28 protein-coding genes are annotated in these 24,055 nt (G+C 66.1%); 13 read left to right on the top strand and 15 right to left on the bottom strand.

Annotated features, from left to right (window positions below; all coding sequences use genetic code 11):
- Nucleotides 1–56: 56 nt before the first annotated feature.
- Nucleotides 57–989, bottom strand: coding sequence for an alpha/beta hydrolase (locus ACNH6H_RS09395; RefSeq protein WP_418317237.1), 933 nt, complete (start codon nucleotides 987–989; stop codon nucleotides 57–59).
- 3 nt (nucleotides 990–992) lie between these two features.
- Entirely contained in the window at nucleotides 993–1,814 is an 822-nt protein-coding gene (locus ACNH6H_RS09390; RefSeq protein WP_418317236.1) for a hypothetical protein, read from the bottom strand.
- A gap of 154 nt (nucleotides 1,815–1,968) precedes the next feature.
- On the opposite strand from ACNH6H_RS09390, the gene ACNH6H_RS09385 reads away from it, so the two are divergent.
- On the top strand, nucleotides 1,969–2,577 hold the full coding sequence (locus tag ACNH6H_RS09385; protein WP_418317235.1) for a tRNA-uridine aminocarboxypropyltransferase: 609 nt from the start codon (nucleotides 1,969–1,971) through the stop codon (nucleotides 2,575–2,577).
- 40 nt (nucleotides 2,578–2,617) lie between these two features.
- On the opposite strand, the gene pap is transcribed toward ACNH6H_RS09385, so the two are convergent.
- Complete coding sequence (pap, locus tag ACNH6H_RS09380; RefSeq protein ID WP_418317234.1) at nucleotides 2,618–4,162, bottom strand: polyphosphate:AMP phosphotransferase; 1,545 nt, start codon at nucleotides 4,160–4,162, stop codon at nucleotides 2,618–2,620.
- A 282-nt stretch (nucleotides 4,163–4,444) separates the two neighbouring features.
- Between pap and ACNH6H_RS09375 the strand changes: the two genes are divergently transcribed.
- Nucleotides 4,445–5,059: a cyclic nucleotide-binding domain-containing protein gene (locus ACNH6H_RS09375; RefSeq protein ID WP_418317233.1), complete on the top strand. Its 615-nt coding sequence runs from the start codon at nucleotides 4,445–4,447 to the stop codon at nucleotides 5,057–5,059.
- Between the two features lie 64 nt (nucleotides 5,060–5,123).
- Here the strand turns inward: ACNH6H_RS09375 and ACNH6H_RS09370 are convergent, their stop codons facing one another.
- The 7 genes from ACNH6H_RS09370 to ACNH6H_RS09340 all read right to left on the bottom strand — a co-directional run bounded on the left by ACNH6H_RS09370 (nucleotide 5,124) and on the right by ACNH6H_RS09340 (nucleotide 10,421).
- A complete protein-coding gene (locus ACNH6H_RS09370; RefSeq protein ID WP_418317232.1) occupies nucleotides 5,124–6,023 on the bottom strand; it encodes a DMT family transporter in 900 nt (299 codons plus the stop codon).
- Nucleotides 6,024–6,096: 73 nt separating this feature from the next.
- Nucleotides 6,097–7,470, bottom strand: coding sequence for a Kelch repeat-containing protein (locus ACNH6H_RS09365; protein WP_418317231.1), 1,374 nt, complete (start codon nucleotides 7,468–7,470; stop codon nucleotides 6,097–6,099).
- A gap of 193 nt (nucleotides 7,471–7,663) precedes the next feature.
- The gene (locus ACNH6H_RS09360) at nucleotides 7,664–8,191 is read right to left on the bottom strand and encodes a VOC family protein (protein ID WP_418317230.1); all 528 of its coding nucleotides are present in this window, start codon (nucleotides 8,189–8,191) and stop codon (nucleotides 7,664–7,666) included.
- Between the two features lie 47 nt (nucleotides 8,192–8,238).
- Nucleotides 8,239–8,970, bottom strand: a complete 732-nt coding sequence (locus ACNH6H_RS09355) for an ABC transporter substrate-binding protein (RefSeq protein ID WP_418317229.1) — start codon at nucleotides 8,968–8,970, stop codon at nucleotides 8,239–8,241.
- Nucleotides 8,971–9,021: 51 nt separating this feature from the next.
- On the bottom strand, nucleotides 9,022–9,513 hold the full coding sequence (locus ACNH6H_RS09350; RefSeq protein ID WP_418317228.1) for a hypothetical protein: 492 nt from the start codon (nucleotides 9,511–9,513) through the stop codon (nucleotides 9,022–9,024).
- Nucleotides 9,514–9,606: 93 nt separating this feature from the next.
- Complete coding sequence (locus ACNH6H_RS09345; protein ID WP_418317227.1) at nucleotides 9,607–10,029, bottom strand: DoxX family protein; 423 nt, start codon at nucleotides 10,027–10,029, stop codon at nucleotides 9,607–9,609.
- An 11-nt stretch (nucleotides 10,030–10,040) separates the two neighbouring features.
- Nucleotides 10,041–10,421: a rhodanese-like domain-containing protein gene (locus tag ACNH6H_RS09340; protein WP_418317226.1), complete on the bottom strand. Its 381-nt coding sequence runs from the start codon at nucleotides 10,419–10,421 to the stop codon at nucleotides 10,041–10,043.
- On the opposite strand from ACNH6H_RS09340, the gene ACNH6H_RS09335 reads away from it, so the two are divergent.
- Nucleotides 10,386–11,450: a LysR family transcriptional regulator gene (locus tag ACNH6H_RS09335; protein ID WP_418317225.1), complete on the top strand. Its 1,065-nt coding sequence runs from the start codon at nucleotides 10,386–10,388 to the stop codon at nucleotides 11,448–11,450. The two genes, ACNH6H_RS09340 and ACNH6H_RS09335, sit on opposite strands and share 36 nt — an antisense overlap.
- 67 nt (nucleotides 11,451–11,517) lie before the next feature.
- Here ACNH6H_RS09335 and ACNH6H_RS09330 read toward each other — a convergent pair whose 3' ends face one another.
- Nucleotides 11,518–11,739 carry a hypothetical protein gene (locus tag ACNH6H_RS09330; protein WP_418317224.1) on the bottom strand — a complete coding sequence of 74 codons (222 nt, stop codon included), beginning with the start codon at nucleotides 11,737–11,739 and terminating at the stop codon, nucleotides 11,518–11,520.
- A gap of 234 nt (nucleotides 11,740–11,973) precedes the next feature.
- Between ACNH6H_RS09330 and ACNH6H_RS09325 the strand changes: the two genes are divergently transcribed.
- From ACNH6H_RS09325 to ACNH6H_RS09305, 5 genes are all read left to right on the top strand, one after another.
- Complete coding sequence (locus ACNH6H_RS09325; RefSeq protein WP_418317223.1) at nucleotides 11,974–12,834, top strand: FAS1-like dehydratase domain-containing protein; 861 nt, start codon at nucleotides 11,974–11,976, stop codon at nucleotides 12,832–12,834.
- A 251-nt stretch (nucleotides 12,835–13,085) separates the two neighbouring features.
- Nucleotides 13,086–13,988 (top strand): mechanosensitive ion channel domain-containing protein, encoded by a 903-nt coding sequence (locus ACNH6H_RS09320; protein WP_418317222.1) that lies wholly within the window; start codon nucleotides 13,086–13,088, stop codon nucleotides 13,986–13,988.
- A 62-nt stretch (nucleotides 13,989–14,050) separates the two neighbouring features.
- Nucleotides 14,051–14,674: a chromate transporter gene (locus tag ACNH6H_RS09315; RefSeq protein ID WP_418317221.1), complete on the top strand. Its 624-nt coding sequence runs from the start codon at nucleotides 14,051–14,053 to the stop codon at nucleotides 14,672–14,674.
- Complete coding sequence (locus tag ACNH6H_RS09310; protein ID WP_418317220.1) at nucleotides 14,671–15,243, top strand: chromate transporter; 573 nt, start codon at nucleotides 14,671–14,673, stop codon at nucleotides 15,241–15,243. The genes ACNH6H_RS09315 and ACNH6H_RS09310 overlap by 4 nt, the downstream gene beginning before the upstream one ends.
- Before the next feature lies 1 nt (nucleotide 15,244).
- Complete coding sequence (locus tag ACNH6H_RS09305) at nucleotides 15,245–15,991, top strand: pseudouridine synthase (RefSeq protein ID WP_418317219.1); 747 nt, start codon at nucleotides 15,245–15,247, stop codon at nucleotides 15,989–15,991.
- Nucleotides 15,992–16,003: 12 nt separating this feature from the next.
- Here ACNH6H_RS09305 and ACNH6H_RS09300 read toward each other — a convergent pair whose 3' ends face one another.
- Entirely contained in the window at nucleotides 16,004–16,834 is an 831-nt protein-coding gene (locus ACNH6H_RS09300) for an SDR family NAD(P)-dependent oxidoreductase (RefSeq protein WP_418317218.1), read from the bottom strand.
- 1,046 nt (nucleotides 16,835–17,880) lie between these two features.
- On the opposite strand from ACNH6H_RS09300, the gene ACNH6H_RS09295 reads away from it, so the two are divergent.
- Together ACNH6H_RS09295 and ACNH6H_RS09290 are read left to right on the top strand one after the other, a co-directional pair.
- Nucleotides 17,881–18,585: an SDR family oxidoreductase gene (locus ACNH6H_RS09295; protein ID WP_418317217.1), complete on the top strand. Its 705-nt coding sequence runs from the start codon at nucleotides 17,881–17,883 to the stop codon at nucleotides 18,583–18,585.
- A 73-nt stretch (nucleotides 18,586–18,658) separates the two neighbouring features.
- Nucleotides 18,659–19,501 carry a PA4780 family RIO1-like protein kinase gene (locus ACNH6H_RS09290; RefSeq protein WP_418317216.1) on the top strand — a complete coding sequence of 281 codons (843 nt, stop codon included), beginning with the start codon at nucleotides 18,659–18,661 and terminating at the stop codon, nucleotides 19,499–19,501.
- Nucleotides 19,502–19,520: 19 nt separating this feature from the next.
- Here ACNH6H_RS09290 and ACNH6H_RS09285 read toward each other — a convergent pair whose 3' ends face one another.
- From ACNH6H_RS09285 to ACNH6H_RS09275, 3 genes are read right to left on the bottom strand one after another with little or no spacing between them, the layout of a single operon-like run.
- Nucleotides 19,521–20,108, bottom strand: a complete 588-nt coding sequence (locus ACNH6H_RS09285; RefSeq protein ID WP_418317215.1) for a DUF5655 domain-containing protein — start codon at nucleotides 20,106–20,108, stop codon at nucleotides 19,521–19,523.
- 45 nt (nucleotides 20,109–20,153) lie between these two features.
- On the bottom strand, nucleotides 20,154–20,657 hold the full coding sequence (locus ACNH6H_RS09280; protein ID WP_418317214.1) for a hypothetical protein: 504 nt from the start codon (nucleotides 20,655–20,657) through the stop codon (nucleotides 20,154–20,156).
- A gap of 3 nt (nucleotides 20,658–20,660) precedes the next feature.
- Nucleotides 20,661–21,299, bottom strand: coding sequence for a TetR/AcrR family transcriptional regulator (locus ACNH6H_RS09275; protein WP_418317213.1), 639 nt, complete (start codon nucleotides 21,297–21,299; stop codon nucleotides 20,661–20,663).
- A gap of 228 nt (nucleotides 21,300–21,527) precedes the next feature.
- Between ACNH6H_RS09275 and ACNH6H_RS09270 the strand changes: the two genes are divergently transcribed.
- The 3 genes from ACNH6H_RS09270 to ACNH6H_RS09260 all read left to right on the top strand — a co-directional run bounded on the left by ACNH6H_RS09270 (nucleotide 21,528) and on the right by ACNH6H_RS09260 (nucleotide 23,973).
- On the top strand, nucleotides 21,528–21,650 hold the full coding sequence (locus tag ACNH6H_RS09270; protein WP_418317212.1) for a hypothetical protein: 123 nt from the start codon (nucleotides 21,528–21,530) through the stop codon (nucleotides 21,648–21,650).
- A gap of 98 nt (nucleotides 21,651–21,748) precedes the next feature.
- Nucleotides 21,749–23,149 carry an MFS transporter gene (locus ACNH6H_RS09265; protein WP_418317211.1) on the top strand — a complete coding sequence of 467 codons (1,401 nt, stop codon included), beginning with the start codon at nucleotides 21,749–21,751 and terminating at the stop codon, nucleotides 23,147–23,149.
- A 98-nt stretch (nucleotides 23,150–23,247) separates the two neighbouring features.
- Nucleotides 23,248–23,973 carry a S1 family peptidase gene (locus ACNH6H_RS09260; RefSeq protein ID WP_418317210.1) on the top strand — a complete coding sequence of 242 codons (726 nt, stop codon included), beginning with the start codon at nucleotides 23,248–23,250 and terminating at the stop codon, nucleotides 23,971–23,973.
- The last annotated feature ends 82 nt before the right edge of the window (nucleotides 23,974–24,055 follow it).

The following is a 24,055-nucleotide window of genomic DNA, read 5'->3' as shown; positions in this document are numbered from 1 at the left end:
TGGCTGAATCGTTGGATTGCTGCCAGCAGCGGTTGGAGGCCGGCAGGAACAAGGGTTCAGCCGCCGACAAAATCGGTGCCCGCGACCGTGCGTGACGGCGGGTCCGGCCGGGCGGCTGGTGCCGGCCGCGATCCGAGCTTGCGTTCGGCGATGCCATCGAATCGGAAGAAGTCGGCAATCGACTGCTCGCTGAACGACGAAGCAAGGTTGTCGGCAGCGCCCCAGTAGTCGCCGTGGCGGGCACCCGGAATGTGGTCGCGATCGACCGCTCCCGGACTGATCGGGATATCGCCATGCAGCCCGACCGCGATCGGCAGCAGGCCTTCGCCAGCCAGCGTCTGGCCCGGCGGGAAGGCGCCCCCCAGCACCGGATCGGCCGGCGAGAACAGGATGCGCAAGGCCTGCGGCGCGGTCAATGCGCCATAGAGGCCGCCACCGGGACAGGTCATGTAGGTCGGCACCGCGGCGGCCATCAGGCAGACCTTGCCGATCGATGGACCGCCCTCCTGCTGCAATTGCCTGATGCATTCGAGCACGACCCGGCAGCCGAGTGAATGAGCGAGGAAGTGCACGACCAGCACGTCGCCGCGTCCGCGCAGGTGTGCTGCCAGTGCCGCGCCGACTGCGCGAGCGACCCCTACCGCCGATGAATAGAACAGGAAGTCGAGCTTGTCGATCAGCCCGGCCCAGTCGGCGTCTCCGGGCCAGAATGAATCGCCGAGCAGTCGATCAAACGCTGCCTGCAGTGCATCGGTCGGCAGTCGCGCGCGCTGGCGTCGGCGCGTGGCGGCATAGGCCTCGCTCGCTTCCTGAAGGTGGTTGTTGTAGCCATGCACCAGCACCAGCAGTTCCGATTGCCGCAGCGGCCGATCGGCGGTCCAATGCTCGACCGCCGGAATGCGCGGCGCGCCGCCCTCGGGCTGCTGGCGCATGTCGATACGCAGCACGGGCTGATAGCCTGCGATCGGCCTGGCGATGTGACGGGACATCGTTCACTTCTTCAGCTTGGACAACGCGTCGACCAGATCCTTCGCGACCGGCGCGAGCAGGCCGCCGAGCAGCGAGATGCCGATGACGATCGCCCAGTTCTCAATCTTCGCGCCGCCGGTATTCGACGCGATGATCTGCGCGATGAACATCAGCACGGCACCGAGCCACCATGAATAGAGCTGGTTCCATTCGCGCCAGCGATAGGCGGTGATGGTCTGGAAGGCATCGAGCTGGCGCTTCACCAGCAGTCGGATCCGCCCATACAACTCGGCGAGATCCTTGCGCTGTGCGTCGCTCGACTGCGAACCCGCCGCGATCCCGGTGCGCCATCGCTCGACATCTTCGGGGTTGCAACCGCGGGCGAGAAATGCAAACCAGTGCGGAAATCGATCCGGAGCGTTCAATGCGGCATCGGCCGCTTCCTGGATCTGGCCCATCATCTTCGGCAACTCGAGTTCGAACAGCGCGAATTCGACGCTGCGGTGGAATGCGACCCGCCCCCCGCCGCTGTTCTGGCGCTGGCGGTCGGCCTGCACGCCGGTACAAAGCCACATCAGTTCGGCGTGGGCCTTGCGCCAGTTGTAGTGTGCCGGCTCGCCGGCTTGCGGGCCGTGCGGCGAATACAGCGGCGCCGCCTGGCGACCGCTTTCCGACTGACCGAGCCAGGCTTCGAGTGCATTGCGCTGGAATATCTGGCGCAACTTGCACAGCTTCTTCACGGCCTCGAGGATGGCCATCGTCAGGATGCCCAGCCCGGCCAGCGTCACCGCATAGCGGGTGATGAAGTCCGCCATGTACTGCAGCGCATTGTCGATCAGCGGCATGCCGTTGCTCCGTGGGTGCGATCCGATGCCACGCCAAGCTAGCTTTCACGCGGGCCATGCGTCAATCCCTTGAACAAGGTCGGAGCGGGCGAGGGTGGCGACGCACGAAGACAGGTCGGTCCGCGCACAAGCGCGTGCATGCGACCATTCCCGAATGAACCGTCCGTCCATCCCGCGCCGCGCGGCCTGCCCGCGTTGCCTGCGCCCGCAGGCCACCTGCCTGTGCGCGCTGGTGCGGCCTACTGCCCATCGCACCGAGGTGCTGGTGCTGCAGCACCCGCAGGAGCAGCGGCAGGCGAAAAACAGCGTCGCGTTGCTGCGATTGTCGCTGGCGCATTGCGAGGTGCTGGTCGGCGAACGCTTTGCGGCGGCGGCGCTGGACGAACTGCTGCAGCGCGCTGGGCGGGACACATGGCTGCTTTATCCGGACGTGCCTGCCGCGCCGGCGCCACCGGCACCACCGGTCGTCGCGAACGCGCCGCTGCGGCTGGTGGTCATCGACGCGACATGGCGCAAGAGCCTGCGGATGCTGCTCGAACATCCGGCGCTCGCCGCGCTGCCCCGGCTGTCGCTGGACACGCCGGCGCCGACGCATTACCGCACGATCCGGGCGGCGCGGCGAGCCGACCAGGTGTCGACGCTGGAAGCCACCGTGCAGGCGCTGGCGATGCTGGAGGGCGCGTCATTCGATGGTGTACCGCTGCTCGACGCTTTCGGCCACTTTGTCAACGGTGTCGCAGCGCGGCAGCGGCCGCCGCTTTGACTGAACCGGGGCGGAGCCCGCGGCGCCGATCACGGCGGCGCTATTTCCTCGCCTTCTTCGTGCTGCCGGATCGGGCCGCGTTGCTGCCGCCACGTTTGCCGGGGCGCGCCTCGAGGGCCTGCTCGACCGCCTTGCACAATGTCTTCAGAACCTTGATGCGGGCGAAATATTTGTTGTCGGCCTCGACCAGCGTCCATGGCGCGGTTGCCGTCGACGTCCGGTCGACCATCTCGGACACCGCGGTTTCGTAGGCATCCCACTTCTCGCGGTTGCGCCAGTCCTCGTCGGTGATCTTGAAGCGCTTGAAGGCAATCTGCTCGCGTGCCTTGAAGCGCCGGTACTGCTCGTCCTTGCTGATCGCCAGCCAGAACTTGACGACGACGATGTCGTGGCGGTGCATCGCGTCCTCGAACGCATTGATTTCGCGATAGGCGCGCATCCAGTCGGCCTTGCTGCAGTAACCCTCAACGCGTTCGACCAGCACGCGGCCATACCAGGAGCGGTCGAACAATGCAAAGCGGCCGCGCCGGGGCAGGCGCCGCCACAATCGCCACAGATAAGGCTGGGCCCGCTCCTCCTCGGTCGGTGCGGCGACCGGTATGTTGTCGTAGAAGCGGGCGTCGAGCGCACCTGTGACGCGGCGGATCGCCCCGCCCTTGCCGGCGCCGTCATTGCCTTCGAAGACAACCACCACCGACCGCTTCTTGAAGCGCGGATCGCGCGACGCGAGGTTCAAGCGGCCTTGCCACTTTTCAAGTTCCTTGCGGTAGCGGACCTTGCTCATCGTCTGCTCGAGTTCGAGCGCGGTCAATGCGTTGAGGTCGTCAGCCGGCGCGGGCAGCGGCGGTGGCTCCGGCGGGACTGCTGCCGGCTTCGCGTCGAGCCGCGCGCGCAGCACCTGCAATAGCTGGCGGCCGACGGTCAGCGCGCGGAATTGCGCATCGGCGCCCGGCACGACGACCCACGGTGCCTGTGCGGTCGAGGTCTGCCGCAGGAAGGGGTCGCAGACGCTGACGAAGCGCTCGTAGAGCTTGAAATAGTCCCAGTCCCTGCGGCTGACCCGCCAGCGCGTTGCCGGATCGCGTTGCAGCGATTTGAGGCGCTTCCTCTGCTGGTCCTTCGACAGGTGGAACCAGAATTTGAGCAGCAGCACGCCTTCATCGCACAGCATCTGTTCAAGGCGCTGGATCTCGACGATGGAGCGCTCGAAGTCGTCGCTGTCGACATCGCCCAGCACATGGCGAACGATCGGCATCGTGTGCCAGGCGCCGAAAAAGATGCCGATGTCGCCTTTTGGCGGCAAGGCCCGCCAGAAACGCCAGTGGTCAGGCCGTTCCCTCTCCTCGTCCGACGGCGCAGCGAAGGCGCTGGTGTGGATGTGCCGCGGGTCCATCCACTCGTTGAGCAGATTGACGGTTTCGCCCTTGCCGGCGCCCTCGACGCCGGCGATCAGGATCAGCACCGGAAAACTGCCGGCGGCCTTCAGGTCGTATTGCGCATCGAGCAGGTCGGCTCGCAACTGTGCGGCCTCGCGCCGATAAAGCGCCTTGCCCACATGGTGCTCGAGATTGGCTGATTCAAACATCGTCAACCGGAAGATGACATCTGGCCGCCTCCGACACCATGATCGATGTCAAGGTGGATTGCACTGGCGAGGACAACAATCCGTTCTGATCGACGAATCAGCCATGAGAAAGATCACCGGCTCCGGCAAGGGGCGGCATGCCCATCCCTGAAACCGTTCTGCTTGTCACGGCCTTGCTGGCGACCGGCGTCTTCGCCTCGGGCGTTTTTCGCAGCTTGCCGATCCCGTATTCGGCATGCCTGTTCGCGGCGGCTCGCGGGCCATCGCCAGCAGCTCTCCGATGTGCGCAAGGCTTTCCCCGACTATTTCGACCGTTTCGAGTTGATGATCGGCGCACGATCGGCACTGATCGCCGCGCAGCACAGGGTCAGACAGGCGCACGAGGGTGGCAGCATCACGACCAAGGTATTTGCCTATCTCGAGCAGCGGATCGCCGACGCGATCGATCGCGTCCCGCCGATCCGGCAGCGCGCGGCAGCCCTGCAGCCGCGCGAACTGATCGAATTGGTCCACCTGTTTGCCGGTCTGCCCGACGAGGCGCTCGGCAAGATCGTCGCGCGCGCCAGGCCGATCAACTACCTCGAAGGCGACACCATCATCGGCTGCGGGGATGATGGTGACGCGCTCTATGTGATTGCCCGCGGCCGCGTCGAGGCCAGCGTGTCGCACGAGGGGATCCAGACAGTGTTGGGCGAACTCGGCGCCGGCGACTTTTTCGGCGAGATGGCCTTGCTCGGCGACAGCGTGCGCACCGCCGACGTCCGTGCCATCACGCCGTGCACCTTGTTGCGGATCAACAGCGCCGATGTGCACGACATCGCGCAGCAACATCACGAAGTCGCGGTCCGCCTCGAGCAGGCGCGGGCCGAGCGGTCGTCGCGCAGCCGGTCGGTCTGACAATGCCGGTCGGTTGCTGTCCGCCGTCGCCCCGGTTGATCTTGCCTGCCGCTGCTGCTTCGCTTCAATGCGCCGCCTGCGGCGCCGGCCCGCGCGCGGTGATCGCCAGCAGGCTGGCGCTGATGATCAGCAGGCCGCCGAGCAGTGTCGACGGTGGCAGTTCGGCGGTGCCGGCCCACCATGACGACAGGCTGGCCACCAGGATCTCGGCCAGCATCAGCACCGACAGCACATTGGCGCGCAAGCGCGTCGCGCCGTATTGCAGCGCCAGGTTGCCGACCAGCACCGCCAGCGCAAAGGCCAGCAGCACCAGCCAGGCCATGTCCTGTGGCGCCCACTGCGGCGCTTCGCCGAACAGGAACAGCGCGCCGATCGCAATCGGCGACAGCACGACCGCACCTGAGAACATCGCCAGGCTGCGCACGTCGTCGGGCAGATCGGCGAAGCGGCGCAGCAGCACGTTGTTCAGGCCGAAGCTGAAACCGGCGACCACCGCCAGCCAGTCGGCAACCGATGAAGGCAGCGGCAACACCAGCCTGCCTTCGCCGAGCACCAATACCGCACCGAGCAGTGCCAGTGCGATGCGCGTGATCGCCGCTGCGGTGATCGGCTCATGCAGCAACCAGCGCGCCAGCACGACCACCCACATCGGCATCAGGTAGAACAGCAGGATCGAACGCACCACGTCGCCAGTGGCCAGCGACACGTTGAAGCAGACGTTGGTCATGCCCGACGCCAGCATCAGCCACAGCAGCTGCGGCATCTTCAAGGTGCGCAGCAGCGCCGTCGGACGAACCGCCAGCACGGCCATCGTGCAGGCGGAGAAGACGCACAGCGTCACCCACATGCTGGCGACACCATGGGCTTGCAGCCATTTCAACGGCAGCCACGCCAGGCCCCAGACGGTGGCATTGATCAGCGCGGCAATCGCGGCGGGAAGCAGGGACGAACGAAAAATCGGCACGCGGGATTATGCTGACTCGGCGCGATGCCCGGATCGGGCCTGTCCCGCGTGCGGCAGAGGGCACCGCCTCGCCTCACTCGTACAGCAGCGCGTCGCCGACAAAGTGGTGCTGATGGTCCTCGCCGCCGAGGATCAGGACCCGGCCGTCGGCCAGCATCGTCGTGCTGTGCCAGATGCGGGTCCTCGGCATCGCGGCCAGCGGCGCGGCACCGCTGTCGGGCTGCCAGCTTTCGGCGGTCGACGTTGCCAGCAGGTTGATGTCGGCGCCGCCGAACAGCAGCACCCGGTCGCCGGCACCGAGCACGCTGGCGACGATGCTGCGCGGTGCCGTCAGCGACGCGGCCGAATCGACCCGCTGTTGTGCCGGGACATAACGCAGCACCGCCGAACTCGCCGCCGAGCCGCTGGCATTTTCGCCGCCGAGCAGCAGCACGCTGCCGTCCGACAGGCGGTGGGCGCCGTGCATCGCGCGCACCTCGTTATGCACGCTGGCCACCGCGGTGAAGGTTTCGGTGGCCGGATCGAATCGCTCGGCGAAACGGTATGCCGCCATCCCGGAAAAACCGCCGGCGACCAGCACGCGGCCGTCGTTCAGCAGCGTTGCGGTGTGCCCGGCGCGCGTCGTCTGCATCAACGCCGGCAGCAGCCGGAAGCGCCCGGTCGTCGGGTCCCAGATCTCGGCACTGGCATGTTTGCCGAGGGCATCGCCGCCGGGCCCCCAGCCGCCAATCACGAGCACCCGGCCATCGTTGAGGCGGGTCGCGGTATGCCCCTGCCGGTGTTTTTGCAGCGCGCCGGTCGCGGTGACCGCACCGCTGCGTGGATCGATCAGTTCGCTTGCGCCAAAACCGGCCAGGCTGATCGTGCCGCCGACCACCAGCACGCGGCCGTCGGCGAGCACGGTCGCGCTGTGGTACTCGCGGCCCGACGCGAGTTGGCCGATGTCGCTGAAGCGTTCGGTCGCCGGGTCGTAGCGGGTGAGCTTGTTCGACAGCGTGAAGTTGCCGCGCGAGCCGCCGATCGCAAGCACCGAGCCGTCGCCGAGTGCCACCGCCGCGTGGCGTGCGACGTTGAACGACTGCGCCAGCACACGGTAGCGGTTGCGATAGCCGACCGGCATCATCAGCTCGCGTTCGACCTGGGCATTGCCGTTGCGCACGATCAGCCGGAAGCGGGTTGGCCCGGCGAGCGGCGGCGATTGCACCGCAATGCCCGAGCTGACCGTGCCGATCATCGGCTCGATTCGCCCGCTGCCATTGGCAAACACTGCGGTCAGCCGCACCGTCTCACCGACCAGGGCGTTGGCGCGATCGGCGCCGAAATCGATGATCCGCGGCTGCAGTCCGATGTCGTCCCCCGCGCCGCCGCCGCAGGCGTTCAGGAAGGCGCCGGCAGACAAACCCATCAGCAGGGTGCGGCGCATGTTGCTGGTCTGGTTGGCTTGCATCTGATCCCCTGCACGAAACCGTGCCGCCACCGGTATCAACCCGCTGTGGTGGTGGCCTGGATCGGATGGTCAGTGCCGCCGGTTGCATGCCGATTGCGAGCGCGCGGGCAAAGATTGCAGCTGCAATGCGGCGTGCCGGGGATCGTGTCGGGCGGGCTGCGCCGCCCGGGGCCGGGCGTTTTCGGGGCCCCGATCAACCGACTGCGGATCGGTGTCCCTTGCGCCACTGCGCGATGTCGCAGAAGCCTGGCATCTCTGCGACCCTGGCTAGGGTTGTGGCCAGCAGCTGCTCGTCGCTCAATGCAAGATCGATGTCGAACCTGCAGGGCTGCGGCACGTGCCAGGGGGTATCGACAAAGATTTCCAGCCGATTTCCTTCCGGGTCGCGGAAATAGATCGACCAACTGGTGCCATGCGAGACCGCATCGACCGCTGTGCCGCGTGCCGCCAGCGCATCTCGGAACTGGCGCAGACCGGCGAGTGACGCGACGCGAAACGAGAGGTGGTCGACCGGACTTTCGATCGCCGGTGCCGACGGGCGCGGGTTCAATACGATCTGGTGGTGTTCGTCCGGATGGCGGCTGAGGAATACCATCGCCGCTTCACCGGCACCGCGGTCGGTCACGACGAAGCCGAGTTCGTCGGTATAGAACCGCTCCATCGACGCGACGTCGCGGACGTACAACTCGAAGTGGCTGAGCGCCATTGCCGGAAAAGACATCGCACCCTCGACTTTTTGCACTCCGGATCTGCTGCGGGCAAGCCCTGTCAGTCCGCGGCCACCTTCGCGCCGACGATCGCATGCCGTGCCAGCGCGTCCGCGACAAAACCGCCGCGCGTCATCCGGCCGACAAAATCGTCGAGAAAATCCGCTGCCTGCCTGCTGCGCGTTTTCGGCATCGCCATCGCCTGGTTGATGACCATGAACCGCTCGTCCAGCAGACGCACGCCACCAACCCGTCTTGCATCGGCTTGCAGCCCCTGCTTGACGCCGGCAGCGACCTCGAGTCCGCGCTCGAGCATGGCATCGACAACCGCCTCCGAGGTTGGAACCTGCACCAGTTCGGCATGCCGGACATGGCGCGTCAGGTACAACCCGTAGGCGCTGCCCGCACCCATCACGATGCGGATGCCGGCGCGGTCGACGTCCGAATTGGACTTGATCGGCGAGTCGTCACGCACCAGATAAAAGCCCTCGATCTGCACATAGGGCGGCGTGAAATGGGTCGTCTCTGCGCGCAGCGGGTCGATCGCCATGAATCCGATATCGGCCTCGCCGCTCGCCAGTGCCGCCACCGAGCGGGCGGCGGTGTCGAACTGCAGCAGTTCGACGTCGACGCCGAGTTCACGCGCAAATTCGCGCGACAGGTCGATCGTCACGCCGGCCGGTTTTTCCGTTGCCGTCTTGCTGTGGGCCAGCACCGGATTGCCGAGGTTCAGCGAAGCACGCAGCTTGCCGGTCGGTGCAAATTCCTGGACGAGTGAAGAGGGCGTGCTCATGGTGGATTGCTGCTGCTGTGGGTGGGCCGATCGGTCGAGCGGGTCTGTGAATCAGCCCGGCCTGCGATAGCCGCCATCGATCCATGCGGCGGCACTTGCGGCGTTCAGCTTGAACGTCGCCGGCACGCGCAATCGTGCCTGTTGCTCGCCATCACTGTCGGTCGCGGAAAGCACCGCATGCGGATCGTCGTCATCGGGAACGATGTCCAGCGTGACGTTGATGCGGCCGGTTGCGGTATTGACCTCGACCCGCTTGTGCAGCAGCGCATGCAGATGCTGCTCGTGACGGCGCACGACTTCGCTCGCGGTCTTGACCAGCGTGATGAACGCCGCCTTGTCCAGTGGCTTCGGATTCTTCTTGTCGCGCCCCATCGTCCATGGGCCGACCAATGCCGGTTCGGGTTCGCCGTGCATCGTCATCTCGACCGCCCAGCCATCGTCATCGTCGTTCTTGATGACCCGCGCGGTCCAGCCGTTGTCACGCCACAGGCGGGGCTCCTCGATGCTGGCGGAGCTGTCTTCTTCGTCGATCGTGTTGCTCATCGGCCAAATCTTACGCCCGGCGCCGAATCGGGCCTCGCGGGGTACCCGAGGCCGAACGGATAGCCACCCGGCCTCGTGCTGCGCGTCGCACCGTTATGCAGCCAGCAGCGCCTCGCGCCGCTCCTCCGGCGAAAAGCGCAGCGCAAATGCGCCGCTGCCGAGCAGCGCCTGCGCGCCGGCGAGCACCGTCAGGTACAGCGGATATTCCCAGCCACCATTGGGGTTCGAGAAGACCCAGCCATTGCCGATGTGCGCCCAGGTCGCGCCGAGCAGGATCGGCATCATCGCCAGCGACACCCAGCGCGTGCCGATGCCGAGCAGCAACATCACGCCCGCGACGGCTTCCATCCAGAAGACGACATAGGCGAGGGGTCCGGGAAGCCCGATCGATTCGAAGTACTGGGCCGTGCCGGGCAGCGTGTAGACAAAATATTTCAGCAACACGCTGTGTGCAATCAGCATCACGCCCAGGCCGACACGCAGCAGCGTGATGCCGTATGCGATGTGCCGTGGCATCTCGATGCTCCTCAGGCCGCCGCTGCGACGGTGGATTCGACGCGGAAACCCTTCTGCATCCACCGATCCCAGCCGCCTTCGACTTCGATCACGCGAAAGCCCTGCTTGACGAGTTCGAGCGAGGCCTCGGCCGCCAGGTGGCAGGTCTGGTCGTAGCAGTACACGTAGACCGGCAGGTCCTTGCTCAGTGCCGGGTTCTGCCACTTGCCTGGCGGCAGGTTGACCGCGCCGGGTGCGTGGCCCGCAGCGAAATCGCGCGGGTAGCGCACATCGACAACCTGGAAGCCGACCTTGGCCTGGTTGATCAGCACCTCGAGCTCATGCACGCCGGTGGTATAGGCGACGCGGGCGGCGAAGTGCTCCTGTGCACGTTGCAGATCGTAGTTTTCCATTTCCGTTTCCTCAAAAAGTGGGTGAGGGGCGGAACACCCGCCCGACGCCTGCATCGTGCCGAAATCGATGTTGTCGATAAAGGTGGTCAATCGAATAACATTGTTCACGTTCATAGCCAAATGGGGCTGGCCATGGAGAACCTTGCTGACATCGCCGTATTCGTTCAGGTGGTCGATGCGGGCAGCTTCACGGCCGCTGCCGAGCAGTTGAATGTCTCGAAGGCGGTGGTGAGCAAATATGTCTCGCGCCTCGAATCCCGCCTCGGCGCGCGGCTGCTGCAGCGCACGACCCGGCGGCTGACGCTGACCGAGGCGGGAGAGGCGCTGTATGCGAAAAGCGCAGGTGCGCTTGCCGAACTGGCCGAAGCAGAAAAGCTGGTCGCACACCTGACCGGCGCACCGCGCGGTCAGCTGCGCGTCACCGCGCCGACCTATTTCGGCAGCATCATCCTGGCGCCGCTGCTGAGGGACTTCATCGCGCGCTACCCGGAGATCCGGCTTGAGCTGGAGCTGGACGATCGCATCACAGACTTGGTGAAGGACCGCTTCGACGTCGCGGTGCGCATCTCACCGCAGGTCGATCCGGGGCTCGTCGCGCGCCGCGTCGGTGACTCGACGCTTGTCGTGGTCGGTTCGCCGGCCTACTTCAAGCGCAGGCCGCCGCCGAAAAACGTCGCCGAACTGAAGGACCACGTCGGCCTCGGCTACAGCATCGAGCGGATGCCGAACGAATGGAGCCTGCAGGCGCCGAATGGCCGCTGGGTCTCGGTGCGCATGGAGTGTCCGCTGTACTGCAACAGCGACTTCGTGCTGAAGCAGGCAGCACTGGACGGGCTGGGCCTGGCGGTATTTCCGCGCTTCTTCGTCGCGAAGGAACTTGACGACGGGCGGCTGATGCAGGCGCTTCCCGGCCATGGCATGCAGGCGCTCTCGATCAACCTCGTCTATCTGTCGCGCAGGAATCTGCTGCCGAAGGTGCGGGCGTTTGTCGATTTTGTCGCCGGATGCTTGGCCGGGCGGGTGTTGTGAACTTCGTTACCCCTCGTCGAAACGGGCCGGCATTGCACCGGCCCTGCGTGCTGTTGACGCCGCTGCCTCAGCAGCCGGCGATCGCCTCGAGTTTCTTCCTGTGTCCGTTGGGCATGTCGCCATAGGTCTCAAGGAAGTCTTTGGCAATCGCCTCCCTTTCGGCATCGGTCGCTGCGCCGGCAAGTTCCATGGCGACTTCACTCTTCGGATTGTTCGGGTTGGTGATCTTGCCCCAGCCCTTGCCGCCACCACAGACGGCCTGTATCTCGTGTGCGTGGAGAACTCTCATCGTCGGTATCCGTCAGGTTGAACATTTGCCAGGGTCCGGACCCTATGGTTGATGCCGAGGCCTGAACCCGGTTTCACTATGAAACCGATGAAGCTGTCTTCCAAGCGAAGACATCAACGGTTGCATGGAAAAAACGTCCTGCCCATGGCGCGCATCTGCGCACTGGCAGAGGTGGAGAATGTGTTGCTGGATTGAATAGCTCGATGAAGACGAGCCGCCCATTGAAGGAATACGATGACCCAGGATCTCGATCTGGCCGCATGGATCGGCCGCACCGAAACCATCACCGACCACATCGCTGCGACGCCGGTGAAGGCGCTGAACGCGACCCTCGATCACCCGCTGCACGACGTCCCCGACGGCACGCCGCTGCACCCGCTGTGGCACTGGCTTTATTTCCTGCCGCTGCACCAGCAAAGCGAGATCGGCACCGATGGCCATGCCAGGCGCGGCGGCTTTCTGCCGCCGGTCCCGCTGCCGCGCCGCATGTGGGCCGGCAGTCAGCTGGAGTTCCGGTCACCGATCCGCGTCGGCGATGTCGTCGAGCGGCGCTCGACGATCGCCAACGTGACGAGCAAGGATGGGCGCAGCGGCAAGCTGGTATTCGTCAAGGTGCGCCACGAACTGCGCTGCAATGGCGCAGACGATTTGGCGCTGGTCGAGTTTCACGACATCGTCTACCGCGACGCGAAGCAGCCGACCGATGTCGAGCCGCCTCCGCAACAGGCAGCACAGGACGCTGCGTGGCGGCGAACGATCGTGCCGGACGAGGTGCTGCTGTTCCGCTACTCGGCGCTGACCTTCAATGGCCACCGCATCCATTACGACCGCAAGTACGTGACGGAGGTTGAAGGCTATCCCGGCCTGATCGTGCACGGCCCGCTGATCGCGACGCTGCTGCTCGACCTGCTGCGCCGCAACGCGCCGGAAGCCGAGGTCGCGAGCTTCAGCTTCAAGGCAGTGCGGCCGACCTTCGATCTGCACCCATTCCAGGTCAACGGCCAGCCGTCGGATGATGGCAACAGTGTCCGCCTGTGGGCGCAGGACCACGATGGCTGGTTGACGATGGACGCCGTCGCGACACTCGGCCGGTGAGCGCCGATCCAGGACTTTGTTCAGTGTTGATGCAGTAAGCTGGAAGCTGCCGGGCGTCGTCGCGACGCCCGTCTCGTCGTCAACGTATCGCACACCGAAGCCCCCAATTTGAATCATCTTGATCGTCGGCCTGTACCGACCGTTTTGCAAGACCACGGCGCATCTGTCGCCGGACCGACCGGGCACGCGCCCGGTGCTTCCGCCGCCGCAGTCGCAGCCGCGGATGATGGCCGTGACCGGGTGCAGCCGGCATGATCAACGGGCTCGATTTCGGATTCGACTTCACCAGGCTGCCGCTGCTCGACTTCGCGGCATCGCTGGCGCTGGTGCTGATCCTGCTGCTGATCCGCGTCGCGGCCGGCCATGCGATCCGCAGGCGCACCGACGCCGCGCCGCAGACGCAGCGCCGCTGGTCGGCGAATGTCAGAAACCTGCTGCTGTTCGTCGCGCTGCTCGGACTGATGATGATCTGGGCGCCGCAACTGCGCACCTTTGCGCTGTCGCTGACCGCGGTCGCGGTCGCCGTCGTCATCGCGACTAAGGAACTGATCCTGTGTTTTTCCGGATCGTTCATCCGCGCATCGTCGCGCTCGTTCAGCGTCGGCGATCTGATCGAGATTGCCGGCACACGCGGCGAGGTCGTCGACCACAATGTCTTCGTCACGATGGTCCACGAGGTCGAGCCGTCGACACACAGCTACACCGGTCGCACGGTGGTGCTGCCGAACAGCGTCTTCCTCGGCCAGCCGATGCGCAACGAGCGCCTGATGCGTGACTACACCTACCACGCGTTTTCGCTGACGCTCGATCCGCTGGTCGATGTCTTTGCGCACCGTGCCGAGATCGAGGCGATCGTGCTTCGGCACTACGAGCCGCTGAAGGAAGCCGCCGAGAAAGCCGGCGCCAGGGTCGAGCGACATCTGCAGGCGGACCTGAGCGATGCCCGGGTACGGGTTGCGCTGCGCACCACCGAGCTCGGCAAATACCGCATCGGCGTGACCGTGTTCTGCCCGACCCGCTTGGCCGAGTCGCTCGAGAACGGCATCACCTGCGAGGTGATGTCGTACCTGCACGGCATCGCCAGCGGACTGCAGCGCGAGCAACTGGCGGTTGGCGATCGAACCGCCGCTGCAGACGATGCAGCGCAGCGGTGAGCGGCTGCCGGGCTTGTGCCTGAGCCCTGCGGCGGCGCGAATTCTCGATTAGTCTCGCGCGCATGAGTGAATCCGAGAACGACGCAGAACCCGTCCCAGCCCCGCCGAACCGCCCGCATTCGCCGCTCGATCTGTTCCGCTCGTTCACGCTGCTCGCGTTGCAGGGTTTCGGCGGCGTGATGGCGATCACGCAGCGCGAGCTGGTCGAACGCAAGCGCTGGCTGACCCGCGAGGAATTTCTCGAGGACTGGGCCGTTGCGCAGGTTCTGCCCGGGCCGAATGTCGCCAACCTCGCGGTGATGCTCGGTGACCGCTACCTCGGCATGCGCGGCGCATTGGCCGCTCTGGCCGGCCTGTTCGCGCTGCCATTGCTGGTCGTGCTGGCGCTGGCGTTCGGCTACCAGAGCCTGAGCCATCTGCCGGCGATGCAGGGCGCGATGCGCGGCATCGCGCTGGTGGTGTCAGCGCTGATCCTGGCCACCGCGCTGAAGCTGGTGCCGGCCTTGCGCCACCATCCCGGCGGACAGGCCTTCAGCGTGTTGTCGGGTCTGGCGACGGTGGTCTGCGTCGTCTGGCTGAAGTGGCCGCTGCTCTGGGTGCTGCTGTCGATTGGTGGCGTGTCGTGCCTGTGGACATACCGTTGCCTGATGGCGGGCACGGCCGCGGCAAGCAGGGTGCGCGCATGAACATCGTCTTGAACTGGTCCGACTGGCTCGCACTGTTCGGACATTTCCTGACCTTGTCGCTGCTCGCCGTTGGCGGTGGCTTCAGCGTCGTGCCGGGCATGCACCGGTTTCTGGTCACCGAACATGGCTGGCTGAGCGATCCGCAGTTCGCGTCGTCGATCGCACTGGCCCAGATGGCACCGGGCCCGAACGTACTGTTCGTTGCGCTGCTCGGCTGGCATGTCGGCATCAACAGTGGTGGCGTGTTGTGGGCGCTGCTCGGCGCGACGCTGTGCCTGGTCGGCATCGTGTTGCCGAGTTCGGTGCTGACCTTGTTTGCAACCCGCTGGGCGCGGCGCAATCGGCAGCGCCCCGCCGTGCGCGCCTTCAGCCTCGGCCTGACCCCGCTGGTGGTGGCGCTGCTGGCATCGACCGCCTGGCTGCTGCTCGAGCCGAATATCGGCGCCGACGCATCATGGCGCTACTGGCTGGCGGGTGTGGTCGCGGTGCTGGTGGTATGGAAGACCAGGATGCACCTGTTGTGGTTGCTGTTGGCGGGTGCAGTGGCTGGCGCGCTGGGCTGGATCTAGCGTGCGCGAGCACCCACCGATCCGCCTGCTTTACCAGGACAACCGCCTGATCGCCGTCGACAAGCCGCCCGGTCTGCTCGTCCACCGCACTGCGCTCGATGCCCATGAGACCGACGACCTGATGACGCGGCTGCGCGCCGAGTTGCCAGACGAGCCGTTGTGGCCGGTGCATCGGCTCGACAAGGGCACGTCGGGCCTGCTGCTGCTCGCGCGTGATGCCGATGCGGCGCGGCAGCTCGGCCTGGCTTTTGCCGCAGCAGCTTGCAGCAAGCGTTACCTGGCGCTGGTTCGCGGCTGGCCGGCCGAGCAGGGCTCGATCGACCGCCCGTTGGCGCGCGACCCGGAACTGCCGTCGAGCGGCCAACCGCAGCTGCCGTCGCGCACCGATTGGCTGCGACTGCAGTGCCTCGAGTGGCCGCTGCAAACCCATCCCGGGCACGCAACGACACGGCTGGCGATGCTGGCAGTGATGCCACACACCGGCAGGCGGCACCAGATTCGCCGCCATCTGAAGGCGCTGGCGCACCCGCTGATCGGCGACAGCACCCACGGCAAGGGGCCGCTGAACCGGGCCGTCGCCGAATTTGTCGGCCACATGCGGCTGTGGCTGCATGCGCAGCAGTTGACGCTGCCGCATCCAGACGACGGCCGGCCGCTGACGTTGTCGTGTCCGCCCGGGCTCGAGTGGGCCGCACTGCCTGGCGTCGATGCCAGCTGCTGGGCGCTGCCGGCGCAGATCGGCCGCTGATCCTGACCGTTCTTATTTCGCCGGACGCAGCCGGCGCACCAGCGCGCCGCCGACGCGGCGAAGCAACCAGCGCGGCGTGGCCCGGCTTGCGAGGTTGGCGGCCTGATTCAGCGCGCCGGGCACACGGATCACCTCGCCGGCCATGCATGCCTTGTAGCCCTGTTCCGCCACTTCGTCGGCGCTGCCGACGACGAGGGCCGGCAGCCCGCCGAGCTCGCCGCTTTTTTTTCTGGCCTTGTCGAGCATCGCCGTGGCGGTGATGCCCGGGCACAGCGCCGTGATCGATACGCCGGTGCCGTGCAATTCCTCGGCCAGCGATTCGGTCAGCGACAACACATAGGCCTTGGTCGCCGCATAGGTGGCGAGCTGCGGGACCGGCTGGAACGCGGCAATCGATGCGACATTGAGCACGCGACCATGCCCGCGCGCGACCATCGGCGGCAGAAAATGCGCCAGCATCTCGCTCAGTGCGTTGACGTTCAGGTCGATCATCTCGCGATGCCGGCTGGCGCGCATCTCGATGAAGCCGCCATGTTCGAGCACGCCGGCATTGTTGACCAGCAGATCGATCGGCCGCCGCGCCCGCTCCATCGCCGCAGCCAGCTGCAGCGCCGCACCGGGCTGGGCCAGATCGGTCGCCCAGACCCAGGCCTTGACGTGATGTTGTCCGGCAAGTTCGGCGGCCAGCGCCTTCAGCTTGTCGGCGCTGCGCGCAACCAGCACGAGATTGAAGCCGGCGCGCGCGAACCGATGCGCCAGGGCTTCGCCGATGCCGGATGAGGCGCCGGTGATCAGCGCAGTCAGGCCGCTGCCGGCGGCGGTTTGCCTCTTGTTTGCGCTCACCCGTTCTCCCTTGTGGTTATCGTCAGCTGCACATGACCCTCGTGCGCATGGATCGACGGCAAACTGCCTGGCAGCAGCCTCCCTCGCGGCCCCGGCAACTGCTCGATCCGACGCAGCGGCGGGCCGGCGCTCGCGGCCGGTGGCTGCCGTGTCGTCGCTGTGGCAATCGGTGACATCGGTTGTCCCTCTTCGCGGCAAGTATGAACGGGATGCGATGAGGGTCAGTTCGCCGCCCGGAGCGGACATCTGGCGCCTGGGCCGTGCCAAACTTTGTAGGAGGGGCTTCAGCCCCGATTCGGGGTCTTGGCCGCGCGCATGCCCTTCGAATCGCATGCCAAGACCGAGCGGCGCGGCAGGCGGCACCCGGTCGTGGCTCATGATGCGGCGGTCCTCGCTGGCGCTCGGACTGCGCTGCGATGCTCGGCCCAGGGTCGCGCGGCGGAACTCGCTACGTTCGCTGCGCTCACTGCGCTCGGACAACCGCCGCGAGCATGTTTGTTGATGCTCGCTGCGCTCGCCGACCCTGAACCTCCGCTTCTCGCCGCCGCATAAATCGCCCCGCCCGGGCACCGCCTGCCGCGCAGTGACGCTGGTGAACTTCGTCGAAATCCTCGGTGCTGCCGCAAAGGCGTGGGCGGGTGGCTGCTGGCGCGCATATGCGCAGCCGAGAAGCGCAGGGCTTGTGGCCCGCGAGCGCAGCGAGCATCAACAACTGGCTTGTCGCGGACTGTTTGAGCGCAACGAGCGAAGCGAGTGCAGCGAGTTTCCGCGACGGGCCACAAGACCGAGCATCGCAGGGAACCCGAGCGCCCGGCGCGAGGGCAAGCATCTAAGCGCAAGCGGCCGCCCGCCCGCGCCTTTGCTCTCGCCTCTGTGCGAGCCGATTCGCAGTCGTGCAAGAGCCCGAATCGGGGCTGAAGCCCCTCCTACAAAGTCAGCCCAGCCAGCGAAATCAGCGACCGCTAAAGGCCGCTTGCCGACATACGACGCCCTGCTACCGGCGCGCATATGATGGAAATCATCAGATTCACGGCAGGGAAGTTTGCATGGAAAACAAGGTTGCGGTGATCGTCGGTGGTGGCAGCGGCATGGGAGCAGCCGCGGCGCGAAGGTTTGCGCTTGACGGCTTCAAGGTGGCGGTGATGTCGTCGTCGGGCAAGGGTGAGGCGCTCGGCATCGAGCTTGGCGGCATCGGCGTGACCGGGTCGAACCAGTCGAATGACGATCTGCGCCGCCTCGTCGATGTTGTCGTCGAACGGTGGGGCCGCATCGATGTGCTGGTCAATGGCGCCGGTCACGGCCCGAAGGCGCCGGTGCTCGAGTTGAGCGACGAGCAATGGCACGCCGGCCTTGAGGTTTATTTATTGAACGTGATCCGCGCCGCACGCCTCGTGACGCCGCTGATGGTCGGGCAGGAAACCGGTGGCGCGATCATCAACATCTCGTCGGCGTGGGCGATCGAGCCGAGCCCGCTGTTTCCGACCTCTGCGGTATTTCGCTCCGGCTTGGCCGCATTCACGAAACTGTATGCCGATCAGTACGCACCGAAGCGCGTGCGGATGAACAACGTGCTGCCGGGCTGGATCGACAGCCTGCCGGAGAAGGACGAGCGCCGCGACGCGGTGCCGATGCAGCGTTATGGCCGCAGCGACGAAGTCGCCGCGACGATTGCCTTCCTCGCGTCGGATCAGGCCGCGTACATCACCGGCCAGAATATCCGCGTCGATGGCGGGTTGATGCGCTCGCTGTAGTGCCGCGCTCGTCGGCCTGGTGGGCAATCGCTGATCGGCAGCGAGGAAGGCGGGCAAGCCTCAGAATCGGGCGATGAAAGCACCCGCTCGTTTGCAGAACCTGATCGCCGAAGGGCTGATCGATGATGTCGTCCGCCAGCTGAAAAGCGGCAAGGAAGCCGATGTCTTCGTCGTGCGCAGCGGTGGCGAGACGCTTGCCGCCAAGGTCTACAAGGAGGCCCAGCAGCGCAGCTTTCGACAGGCGGTCGATTACACCGAGAACCGCAAGGTGCGCAACAGCCGCCAGGCCCGCGCAATGGCAAAGGGCACGCGATTCGGTCGCGAGCAGCAGGAGGCTGCATGGCAGAGCGCCGAGGTCGATGCACTGCACCGGCTTGCCGCCGCTGGGGTGCGGGTGCCGCGGCCAATCAATTTCTACGATGGTGTGTTGCTGATGGAACTGGTGGCCGATGCCGACGGCCACGCCGCACCGCGGCTGAACGATCTGCCGTCGTTCAGCATGGCCGATGCGCTGCAGCACCATGCGACGCTGCTCGACGAGGTCGTGCGCATGCTGTGTGCCGGCGTGATCCATGGCGACCTGTCCGAGTTCAACATCCTGCTCGCCGCCGACGGCCCGGTGATCATCGATCTGCCGCAGGCTGTCGATGCCGCCGGCAACAACCATGCGCCACGGATGCTGATGCGCGATGTCGACAACCTGCGCAATTTCTTCGGCCGGCATGCGCCGTCGCTGCTGCCGACGCAATATGGTCCGGAAATCTGGTCGCTGTTTGCCAGCGGCCTGCTGACACCTGAGACCGTGCTGACCGGCCGCTACGAACCACGGCGCGGTGCCGTCGATCTGACTGCGGTGTTGCGCGAGATCGAGGATGCGCGGCTAGAAGAACAGGCGCGGCTGCTGCGGATGGCTTGAGCGCTGACGCCGTGGCGGGTCAGCCGGCCGCGTCGTAGGCCCGCTTCAACCAGCCGACCAGTGCCGCATCGATCTGCGAGCGGTCGGTGATCCGCGTCGTTGCCTGGCACATGCTGCCGGAAGGCTGCTGCTTCAGCCGCTCATCGGGCGGCAGATCCTTCGCATTCAGGCCGATCTCGATCGCGGTTCTTGTCGCCGGCCCAACCATCGCAAACTGCTTGTTGCGGCGCAGGCTCACGTAGGCCTTTTTCGGCGCGACCTCGAAGCTGCCGAAGGCGCGCACAACCTCGATCACCGCGTCGTGCAGCGGACGCAGCTCCGCTTTCGCGCCGGTATAGATCGTGTCGAGCGGGTCGCCTTGATCCGCTGGCACTGGCGCGGCCGGCGCGCCGCCGCCGAGGTCGGGCAGCGGCTTGTCGATGAAGTGGACGACTGCATTCGCATCGCCAAAACCGAGCTTGAAGTGCTCCATCAGCCAGCTGCGTTTCTCGCCGTATTTGACCGCGCCGCTGGCCGCCACCGCGGCATGCAGTTCGGCGATCGTCTTGCCGGTCTTGGCCTGGATATTTTTCAGTTGCGTGATCGTTGCGGCTTGCGGATCGGCCATCGCTGTCTCCTCGTTTGCGGTGATGTTGCGTATCGTTGCGGCCCGCTACGGCTTCTTCTGCCGCTCCATGCGCACCCGCCACGCCTCCTTCCAACCGTCCGGCGTTTTCGATTCGGTCAGCACAACGTAGGCGTCGTTGCCGTCGCGGCGCCATGAACTGCGGTAGGTCAGCTGCTGGGTGCCGTCGCGGTACTGTTCCTCCGGAAACTGCAGCACATCGCCGTTCGCCGTCACGGTGCCGCGGCTGTTGCCGCCGAGCACGTTGATATAGAGGTAGTGCATCGTCTTCGATGGCGCATCGAAGTAGTAGATCGTCTCGCCGCCATACGGTGCGGGCCCGCCGGAAACCGTGTGCCGGTCGCGCAGGAAAAACCCGCCGTAGACCCACTCGAAGCAGTGTTCGTCGAGCTGTTTGCCATCGGCAAATTGGCCTTTCCAGCAACTGCCGGCCAGGAATGCCAGCGGTTCGAAATGCGCTGGCGGATTGGCCTTCTGTGCGTTTGCCAGCGCCGGCAGCATTGCGAGCGTCAACCACAGGGCTTTTTTCATCGTTCAACTCCTTCGGGTCTTGCGTGGCGGTCTTGCGGCATCGCCTTGCTGCAGCAACTGGTCGAGGTATTGCCGCAACTGGCCGACCGCCATGTCGTATCGCGCGACATCGCGGTAGGTGCGGGCGAGCATCACGCCGCCTTCCATCGTCGTCAACACGAAGCAGGCGAGTGCGCGCCGGTCGAGCCGGTCCGGCAGCCGCGGGCCGGCGTCGACAAGACAGTGCTCGACGGCATCGGTCCAGGCCGTGAAATTGGCCATCAGGCCGGCACGCACCGGCGGGTCGGGTTCGTGCAGCTCGAGCGCGATGCTGCCGATCGGGCAACCATAGCTGCAGTCCGTGCCGAGCAAGGCCTCGCGGTAACCCGCCAGCAGCGCGAAGATGCGCTCGATCGGATCGTCGATACCGTGCCAGGCCGGCGCCAGCAGCATCTCGTCGATGCCACCGTGGTAGAGATCGAGAACCGCCAGCAGCACATCCTGCTTGCCGGGGAAAAAGTGATACAGGCTGCCGCTGTGCACGCCGGCGCGCTGCAGCAGATCGGCAATGCTGGTCGACTGGTAACCCTTCTGCCAGAACAGCTCCATCGCTGCAACGACGATGCGCGAGCGGGTTTCCTGCTGGCTGGGTTGAGCGCTCATTCAAGTCAGTCTACGTCGACTTGATTGATCGATCAAGCCGGGAGGTCCCGTCATCTGCCACGCGGCGTCGAGGCCGGCGGCAGATTCACGCCGCTTGCCAGCGTCGGTCGCTCGAACGTCCGCGGCTTTCGTTCCTGCGGTTGCCGGCGCGCCACATCCGGCTGAAAACCGCCTTGCCTGCTTCGAGAGCCGGCTGATAGGATTCACCTCTCCCGCCGGAAAACGCCGATGAACGCCATCCACGCCAGCATCACGCACGCCGCCAACAGCGGCCCGCTGCCGGCCGGCCAGTCGCGACGGGCCATCGGCGCAGCGAACATCTGGTTCGCGCCGGTTTGCACCGGTTTCTAGCCCTCCCGGCATCCGACTTCGATCCGAAGTTCCGCTGAGAGACCAGCGGAAGAAGCGCAGTTTTTCTTCCGCTGCCCTGGGTCCAACGACCCGCCAGCGTGCCCACAAGGCAACGCGTCAAGAAGAAGAATGGGGTGGCCGCGATGAAGACGGCGCTTCTCGAATTGAACGATCGATGGCTGCGCCAATTGCGCGCGCGGTTTGCGCTGCCCGCCGGCGATCTGCTGCGCAATGCCATCTACCGGCGGCTGTGGACGTCGATCCTGATCAGCTCGTTCGGCGGCCAGGTGACGATGCTCGCCTTGCCGCTGACCGCTGCGGTGCTGCTGCATGCCACGCCGACGCAGATGGGCCTGCTGACGGCGATGGAAATCGCGCCGTTCGTGCTGTTTTCGCTGCCGTTCGGCGTCTGGCTCGACCGCGTGCGCAAGCTGCCGGTCTATATCTTTGGCGAACTGCTGCTCGCCGCGGTGGTCGCGAGTGTGCCGCTCGCCTGGTGGATGGGCTGGTTGTCGATGAACTGGCTGTATGTGGCCGGCTTCGTGATCGGCACCGTCTACACCGTCGCCGGCAGCGCCGCGCAGATCGTGTTGACGCAGGTCGTCTCGCGCGACCGGCTGGTCGAGGCGCATGCAAAAAATGCGCTGGCTCACTCGGGCGCCGAAGTCGCTGGTCCGGGTCTCGCCGGTGCATTGATCAAGATGGTCGGCGCGCCGCTCGCGCTGCTGGTCGACGCGCTGCTGCTGGTCGTCTCGGCGGCGATCCTGCGCGGCATCCAGATCAACGAGCAGCGCCGCCAGCTTGCCGGTGCAAGGTTCTGGAACGACCTGCGCGCCGGGCTGCGCTTCGTCGCCGGCAACCGCCTGCTGGTTGCGCTGGCGATCGCGGTCGGCGTCTGGCAGATGTGTCACCACGCGGCGATCGTCGTGCAGATATTGTTCGCGACCCGCAAGCTCGGCATGAGCGAGCAGGCGGTCGGCCTGAGTTACATGGGCATGGGCCTCGGCACCGTGGTCGCCAGCATGTTCGGCAACCGGATCAGCCGCCGCATCGGCCCCGGCCCTTGCCTGGTGCTCGGCTTTGCGGTCAGCGGCGCCGGCTGGCTGCTGCTGTCGTTTGTCCCGGCCAATGCCTGGGGCGCGCCGCTGTTCGCGCTGATGCTGATGCTGTTTGCCGCCGGCGCGGTGCTGGTCTTCATCAACTTCCTCGCGCTGCGCCAGGCGGTGACGCCGGACGCTTTGCTCGGCCGGATGACCAGCACGATGCGCTGGCTGATCCTGATTCCGGCAGGCCCCGGTGCGCTGCTCGGCGGCTGGCTCGGTGAACATGTCGGGCTGCGCGCATCGCTGGCATTTGCCGGCGGCAGCGCGCTGCTGCTGGCGATCGCCGCCTGGCGCTCGCCGCTGATCCGCGGCATTCGCACGCTGCCGAAGACCGACGGCGACGACGACGGCGCGGCGCCTGCGGTTGCCGGCACGCCGCTGCCGGAGACGGCCTGAGGCGCTGCTGGCTGCCAGGTGCTAACCTGTGCAGCCACAGGAGTCCAGATGCTTGATGCCCGCACCGTCGTCGACGGCAACCACCCCCGGAGGCCGTGATGATCGACACGATCCTGCTGACCGCCGCGCGCATCGTCACCTACGAGAACCAGCGCTCGATGACCAATGCGAGCGGCTTCTTCTTTCGCCGCGACGAGCGGCTGTTTCTGGTCACCAGCCGGCATGTGCTGCTCGACAAGCCGAGCGGCCACCACCCGAACCGGATCGAGATCGAACTGCATACCCGCGAGCGCGACATGGGCCGGTCGATCGGCTTTTCGGTGCCGCTGTACCGCAATGGCCGCAGCCAGTGGCGCCAGGGTACCGACAGCGGCGGCGAGATCGACATCGCGATGATCGAACTCGAACGCGCCGCCCTGCCGGCGACGACGGTACTGCGGGCGTTCACGCCCGAGCACCTGCAGGATTCGGAGCAGCCGGTGCAGATCGGCAGTTCGCTGCTCGTGGTCGGCTTCCCGCTCGGCTTCCACGATACGCTGCACCACCTGCCGGTCGTCAGGCAGGCGGTGATTGCATCGGCCTTCGGCATGCGATTCCAGGGCCAGGGTTATTTTCTGACCGATGCGCGCACCCACCGCGGCACCAGCGGCGCGCCGATCGTGATGCACGACCCGGCGTCTGCCGACCCGGAGCTGCCGTGGAAGCTGCTCGGCGTGCACTCGGCTCGGCTCGACATGAGCAACCGCGACAAGGTGGTCGACGAATCGCTGGGCCTGAACTGCGCCTGGTATGCCGACATGCTGTTGACGCTGAGCGAGGCCTGAGGCAGACCCGCGGCGCCTCCTTCAGCCGGCCCGGGCGACAAAACCCTGCAACGGCCTGTCTCTCGCGGAATCGGGGCGTTGT

Source organism: Pseudideonella sakaiensis (assembly GCF_048320135.1).
Taxonomy (GTDB): Bacteria; Pseudomonadota; Gammaproteobacteria; order Burkholderiales; family Burkholderiaceae_C; genus Ideonella_A; species Ideonella_A sakaiensis_A.
Note: the sequence above shows the minus strand (reverse complement) of the source record. Positions and strands in the feature narration are given on the sequence as shown.